Source organism: Spirulina subsalsa CS-330, assembly GCF_028330765.1.
Lineage (GTDB): Bacteria > Cyanobacteriota > Cyanobacteriia > Cyanobacteriales > Spirulinaceae > Spirulina > Spirulina subsalsa_A.
Genome location: NZ_JAQMTY010000283.1, coordinates 1 through 4,955 on the forward strand (window position 1 = coordinate 1; position 4,955 = coordinate 4,955).

Sequence of the window (4,955 nt, forward strand, 5' to 3'; positions counted from 1 at the left end):
ATCGCTGCCTAGGCAGCGATCGCGGTGACCCCGTTCCTTCTAAACCGTTCGACATCACCAGGGCTTACCGGATATCCATGACCGGCGGTGGGGGTGATGGATTGCCGGTGGGGGTGATGGTTCGATCGGTGCGCTTGGGCTTGGGCATCAGCCAGCGACCCCATTGGGCGTAGAGGGCCGGAATCACGAGGAGGGTTAAGGTGGTGGAGGTGACCAGGCCGCCCAACACGACGATCGCTAAGGGTTGCAGAATTTCGTTACCGGCTCCATGGGCGATCGCTAGCGGCAACATCCCTAACGCCGACGTGAAGGCAGTCATCAAAATGGCGTTGACCCGGTCTAGGGAGCCTTGGGTAATCACCGCCTTAATCGGCATCCCTTGGGCAAACTTGCGGTTGTAGTTATCCACGAGCAAGAGGCCATTGCGCACCGCCACGCCAAACAGGGTGATAAACCCCACCAGGGAAGCCACCGAGATCACCCCGCCGGTGAGGGCGATGGACAAAATACCGCCCACGAGTGCCAAGGGGAGATTGATCATGATGGCAATGGTGGCGGGGAAGGATTGCACCGAGAAGAACATCAACACGGTGATGGCGATCGCCGCTAGACCGCTATAGAGCAGCAGGTTATGGGTGGCGTTTTGCTCCGCCTCGAACTGGCCGCCGTACTGGATAAAGTAGCCCTTGGGTAAGGGGACGTTTTGGCGAATTTGGGACTGAATATCTCCGACGACGCTGCCGAGGTCGCGATCGGCTACGTTGGCCGAAACGACGATTAAGCGCGACACATCTTCCCGATTCACCACATTTGCCCCCATGCCGTAGTCCACCGTCGCCACGTCTCCGAGGCTGATCATCTCCCCCGTGGGCGTGGAAAGGGGAATCGCTCGGATCGCATCCAGATGACTCCGCGCGGCGGCGGGGAGCGAGACGACAATATCAACAAACTGCTGATTTTCTTCGACTTGGGAGACGACGCGACCATTGAGGGCGGTTTCTACCAGGTCGGAGAGGTGATCCATGCGGAGGCCGTAGGCGGCGGCGGCGGTGCGATCGTACTGGATTTGCACCTGGCGGATCGGTAATTGGGGTTCGAGCTGGAGGTCTACCACGCCGGCGATCGGTTCGATTGTGTCGCGGACTTGTTCGCCGATGCTGCGCAGTTGGGCTAAGTCGGGGCCGAAGATTTTGATCGCGATCGCACTGCGCACCCCCGACAGCACCTCATCCATGCGGTGGGAGATAAACCCGCCGATGTTGGGCGCAACACCGGGCAGTTGCAAAAACGCCGCTCGCAATTGCTGGACGCTGGCCTCACGATCTTGCAGGGCCGCGGCACTGAGTTCAATATCTACGTGGGCCATGTTCACCCCAGCCCCATCCGCATCACCGGGAGCGCGACCGGCCCGCACCTGCACCCAGTCATACAAAGGATTGTCCTGTAATGAATTGGCCAAGGCTTTCCCTGCGCCCGTGGTGATGTCGAGGGAGACCCCCGGAAACAGCACCATGGAGTTGACTAAGGAGCGCTCTTGAAATTCGGGTAAAAAGACTCGCCCCAAGGAGGGCACGAGGGCGGCGCTGGCCACCAAGGCCGCGAGGGCTGCACCGAGGATGATCTGGGGCGATCGCAAGGAGAGCCGCAGCAACGGACGATAGAGCCGTTCAACCCAGCGAGACACCACCGTACCCTCTGGGGGAAGGGGTTGATCGGCCAACAAAAGGGCACAGAGGGCCGGGGACAGGGTCATGGCGACGAGGGTAGAAGCGGCGATCGAGAACAAATAGGCTAAACCCATCGGCGCAAAAATCCGTCCTTCAACCCCCGTCAGGCTAAAGATCGGGGCAAACACAACGATGATAATCACCGTGGAAAAAATCACCGCTAAGCGTACCTCCACCGAGGTTTCATAGACCACTTGAAACGGATGCTTGGGGTTGCCCTGGGCTTGGTTTTGGCGCAGACCGCGATCGCAGTTTTCCATGTCCACAATCGAATCATCCACCACCGACCCAATCGCCACCACCAGCCCGCCCAGGGTCATGGTGTTGATGCTCAACCCAAAGGCCTTCATTAACATCAGCCCGACGAGCAACGACAGGGGAATCGCACTGAGGGTAATGATCGCCGTACGCCAGTTCATCAAAAACAGCAGCATAATCACCGCCACGATCACGATCCCTTGCAGCAGGGAGCCGCTGACATTGTGAATCGCCGCATCGATGAAGTCCGCTTGGCGAAAGGTGCGGGTCATCTGCACATTGGCGGGGAAGGTGGGTTGCAGTTCAGCGATCGCGGCTTCGACGGCCTGGGTCACCGTGGGCGTATCCACAGCGGGCTGTTTGTTGATCATCAAGACGACCGCCGGTTCCCCGTTAAAACTGGCATCGCCGCGCTTCAGGGCCGAGCCGGTTTTCACCTCTGCCACATCTTGGAGCAGGATGGGGTTGCCCTGGTCTACTTTCACCACGGATTGCTGTAGGTCTGTGATTGACTGCACGGAGCCGAGGCCACGCACGAGCATTTCTTGACCGCCACCGATCAGAAAGCCGCCGGGGGCGTTGGCGTTCGCACCCTGAGCGGCGGCGGTGACTTCGTTGAGGGAGACATTGCGCGATCGCAACCGTTCCGGATCAACCAAGACCTGCTCTTGACGCTCATCGCCACCATACACCGTCACTTGGGACACCCCCGCCACGGCCAAAATCTGGTTACGCAGGGTGACATCCACCAGTCGCCGCAGTTCCATTAACGAGGCTTCCCCGGTGTCAGTGGTCGTGAATGAATATTGCAAAATTGTCGCCAAGGGGGAGAGGAGGGGCGAGATTTGCGGCGGGTGAGCATTGTCGGGTAACTGGTTGGTCACCTGCTGGAGGCGTTCCGTCACCGCTTGTCGGGCTTGGTAAATGTCCGCCTCTTGGTCAAACACAATCTGCACCATGGAGAGTCCTACCTTGGAGGACGATCGCACCGTCGTCACCCCCGGCAGTCCATTCACCGCACTTTCAATGGGGATCGTGATCTGGGTTTCCACGGCTTCCGGCGCTAGCCCCACGGCTTCGGTTTGAACATCCACCTGGGGCGGCGCAAAGGGGGGAAAAACATCGAGGGGCATTTGGGTGACGCTGAACAGGCCCCAGAGGGTCACGGCGATCGCTCCCATAACAATTAACCACCGCTGCGCGATCGCGGTTTTGAGGGTTTGATTCAGGAGTGAGTTCAACATGATGGCTTAACGGCCTCCGTTGTTGCGGGGAGTGCCACGCTTCGACCCACGGCCACCCACGAACAGGGCGATCGCTCCCCCCACCAGGGCCACTACGCCCCCAGCGATCGCCATGACACCCAAGGACAAGCCGCCCGATCCCTCCTCGTCTGGGACTGCGGCGGTTTCTACGGTTTCCGTCGCCACCGTTGGGGTCTCTGGTTGGGGAGTCTCAGCCGCTGCGGTGGGAGCCGCTGTCGCGTCCGGTGCATCGGCTGCGGCGGTTTGGGTCTTGCGTGATTCGGCATAGAGGGACAAACTCCCCTGGGTCACGAGTTGCTCACCCACTGACAAGCCCGTTGTCACCTCGACCGTCTCCCCTTGGGTCGCCCCCAGGGTGACCGGCACCGGCTCATAGAAATTTTCATATTGCACAAAAACCAGCGATTGGCCATCCGCATCCACTAGGGCAGTGGCTGGGATCAGCACCGTGGCACTGCCGTCGGGGGCGGCTTCAATGGGCGCGACTTGAATGCCGAAAATGGCATTGGTGTCTGGGTTGACCTCGACGCGATTAATGCCGCCTTCGGCTTGAAATTCATCCCCATGGCCCACATGGGCGATCGCGACATTGGGGGTTCCCACGATTAAACTGACCGCAAGCATGGCACTGGCGAATGGCATGGATTTCATCAGAAGAATGCTCCTTTTCGTTGCGCAATGGATAATGTCCCCACAGCCTGCCACAGGGGGGATGAAAATCAGGTGAAATGGGAGCAAGTTCGGTATGATCGAGCCGGTGGCGGTTAAATCGTTAGGATGCGTGTACTACTTGTTGAAGATGAAGAGGATTTGGGCAGAGCGATTAAGCAGGTCTTGATCGGCGAAAAATATGTGGTGGATTGGTTGCTAGATGGGGCGCAGGCTTGGCTGTGCTTAGAACACCAGTGGACGGATTACACCGTGGCGATCGTGGATTGGATGGTGCCGGGGTTGTCGGGGTTGGCCCTTTGTCAAAAATTGCGATCGCACCACAACCCGCTGCCGGTGCTGATGCTCACCGCCCTCGGAGAACCGGAAAACCGCGTTGCGGGCTTGGATGCCGGGGCGGATGACTACCTGGTTAAACCCTTTGTGATGGCGGAATTGTTGGCGCGGTTGCGGGCCTTGCAGCGGCGATCGCCCCAAATCCAACCCCAGGATCTCAGCGTCGGCCCCTTCACCCTCGACGATGCCAACAACGCCCTGCGGTTCACCACCCCAGACCCGCCGCAAACCATTCCCCTCACGGTCAAAGAATTTCAAATTCTCACCTACTTGATGCAAAACCCCCATCGCATCCTGTCCGGCAGCAAAATCCGGCAGCAACTCTGGGATCTCGACGAGGAACCCCTGAGCAATGTGGTGGCGGCCCAGATGCGGCTCCTGCGCCGGAAGCTGGCGAGCCATGGCTGTCCCTGCCCGATTGAAACCGTGCCCGGCCAGGGCTATCGCTTTGGGGGTCAACCATGAGCATTCGCCCCCTCTTTCACCGGAGTCGGGTGCGTTTGGCCCTGTGGTATTCCCTGGTGATGGGGGGGATTCTCAGTCTTTCGGCCTATGGGGTCTATCTTCAATGCAAAAAGAGGACTCCCGCTACACCGTTAGGTTAGCGGTGAGATGAATTTTTGCCAACAAATAAACCGACCAACGGGAGACGACTGAATTCAGTTTTGTGTTAGAATCGGGAGGCCAACGCACCCAAGTG

Annotated in this window: 4 protein-coding genes; 2 read left to right on the plus strand and 2 right to left on the minus strand. The window is 59.1% G+C overall.

The features are described 5' to 3' along the window. Positions 1–64: 64 nt before the first annotated feature. Together PN477_RS19335 and PN477_RS19340 are read right to left on the minus strand one after the other, a co-directional pair. Positions 65–3,229 carry an efflux RND transporter permease subunit gene (locus PN477_RS19335; protein WP_272115574.1) on the minus strand — a complete coding sequence of 1,055 codons (3,165 nt, stop codon included), beginning with the start codon at positions 3,227–3,229 and terminating at the stop codon, positions 65–67. A gap of 6 nt (positions 3,230–3,235) precedes the next feature. Continuing rightward, positions 3,236–3,901: a permuted SH3 domain-containing protein gene (locus PN477_RS19340; protein ID WP_272115573.1), complete on the minus strand. Its 666-nt coding sequence runs from the start codon at positions 3,899–3,901 to the stop codon at positions 3,236–3,238. Positions 3,902–4,027: 126 nt separating this feature from the next. Here PN477_RS19340 and rppA point away from each other — a divergent pair, with 126 nt between their 5' ends. Then, entirely contained in the window at positions 4,028–4,720 is a 693-nt protein-coding gene (gene rppA / locus PN477_RS19345; RefSeq protein ID WP_272115572.1) for a two-component system response regulator RppA, read from the plus strand. Further along, the gene (locus PN477_RS19350; protein WP_272115570.1) at positions 4,717–4,860 is read left to right on the plus strand and encodes a hypothetical protein; all 144 of its coding nucleotides are present in this window, start codon (positions 4,717–4,719) and stop codon (positions 4,858–4,860) included. Before rppA ends, PN477_RS19350 begins: the two co-directional genes overlap by 4 nt. Positions 4,861–4,955: the final 95 nt, after the last annotated feature.

Coding starts and splice junctions, on each gene's coding strand:
- PN477_RS19335 (WP_272115574.1), bottom strand. CDS start 3,229: ATGTTGAACTCACTCCTGAATCAAACCCTCAAAACCGCGATCGCGCAG.
- PN477_RS19340 (WP_272115573.1), bottom strand. CDS start 3,901: ATGAAATCCATGCCATTCGCCAGTGCCATGCTTGCGGTCAGTTTAATC.
- rppA (WP_272115572.1), top strand. CDS start 4,028: ATGCGTGTACTACTTGTTGAAGATGAAGAGGATTTGGGCAGAGCGATT.
- PN477_RS19350 (WP_272115570.1), top strand. CDS start 4,717: ATGAGCATTCGCCCCCTCTTTCACCGGAGTCGGGTGCGTTTGGCCCTG.